The following is a 1,106-nucleotide window of genomic DNA, read 5'->3' on the forward strand; positions in this document are numbered from 1 at the left end:
TATTAATGGCGGATTCGACTAATAAGCGCAATTTTTCAGAAAGGCGGTCAGTTGCTATAGTAGGCATCTTTCCCGCCACAGGAGAATGCGCTATGGCCTATACACAACTGACCGAGACAGAAAGATATCAGATTTCCAGTTTAAAAACAGCGGGTTTTTCACAGCTTTTCATTGCTGAGTCACTTAAGCGAAGTCCGTCGACCATCAGCAGAGAATTGAAGAGAAATCAAGAAGTTCAAACCTATTGCCCTGAACAGGCTCATTTGAAGGGATTGGCTCGTCGTCATTTTGCTAAAAAAGCCGTAAAAATAACGCCGGAAGTCAAAAAATGGATAAAACGGTTAATTTGGCAAGATTTAAGTCCTGAACAGGCGGTTGATTATTTGAAGCGGCATAAAGGGATATTTTTGCATCATGAGACGATTTATAGGCTGATTTATCAAGATAAAATAGAGGGGGGTGATTTATGGCAACATCTGCGAATTGCCAGAAAACCCTATCGTAAACGCTATGGCCGCTATGAAAAAAGAGGCAAAATTAAAAATCGGGCCAGTATTGATGAGCGCCCGGAATTCGTTGATAAAAAAGAACGTATTGGCGACTGGGAAGGTGATACGATAATAGGGAAAGATAAAAAAAAGTGTCTTATTAACCCTGGTTGACCGCAAAACGTTGTATACCATAATTGTTAAACTTGATAGCAAGCGGGCATTAGAAGTCGCAAAAGCGGTAGTGAAAGTATTATACCCGTTAAAACAAAGGGTTAAGACCATCACATTCGATAACGGTTTGGAGTTCGCAGAGCATGAAATCATGAGTAAAAAATTAGAAACCCAAATTTATTTTGCTCACCCTTACTCGCCTTGGGAAAGAGGGATAAATGAGAATATCAATGGACTAATCAGACAATACTTTCCAAAGGGAACTGATTTTAATGAAGTCTCTGATCAGGAAATAAATTTTGTGGTAAACCGATTAAATAATCGCCCCCGAAAAACACGGGGAGGGAAAACACCGAATGAATTATTTAAAGGAATACGAACATGTTTACTTCCGGATTAACGATGTTGCACTTATTATGTGAATCCAAGAATTAGTTTTAATTA

1 pseudogene is annotated in these 1,106 nt (G+C 39.0%); it reads left to right on the forward strand.

The features are described from left to right. The first annotated feature begins 92 nt into the window (after nt 1–92). Nucleotides 93–1,062: pseudogene (locus tag C6H66_RS25160) on the forward strand (IS30 family transposase). The last annotated feature ends 44 nt before the right edge of the window (nt 1,063–1,106 follow it).

Origin of the sequence: Photorhabdus hindustanensis (assembly GCF_002968995.1) — a bacterium.
In the GTDB taxonomy this organism is placed as follows: domain Bacteria; phylum Pseudomonadota; class Gammaproteobacteria; order Enterobacterales; family Enterobacteriaceae; genus Photorhabdus; species Photorhabdus akhurstii.